Origin of the sequence: Bacillus sp. HMSC036E02 (assembly GCF_001836235.1) — a bacterium.
GTDB lineage: Bacteria > Bacillota > Bacilli > Bacillales > Bacillaceae_G > Bacillus_A > Bacillus_A cereus.
The window spans coordinates 1-223 of the sequence record NZ_KV827862.1; the positions used below are offsets into that span (position 1 = coordinate 1).

Below are 223 nucleotides of genomic sequence, written 5' to 3' on the forward strand. Positions count from 1 at the left end.
ATCTGCATTTAAGCCTGTACCAACTGCAGTTGCCCCCATATTTACTTCATATAAATGTTGACGCGATTGTTGAATTCGTTTCATATCACGTTCAAGTACACGAGAGTATGCTTTAAACTCTTGTCCAAGACGAATTGGCACCGCATCTTGTAAATGTGTACGACCCATTTTAATAACATGGTCAAACTGTTCTGCTTTTAATTCAAATACATCATGCATATAA

Annotated in this window: 1 protein-coding gene; it reads right to left on the bottom strand. The window is 36.8% G+C overall.

Translation table 11 applies throughout. The features are described 5' to 3' along the window. Positions 1-223: lyase family protein (locus HMPREF2590_RS23645; RefSeq protein WP_256325176.1), on the bottom strand; the 223-nt coding region annotated here is incomplete at both ends.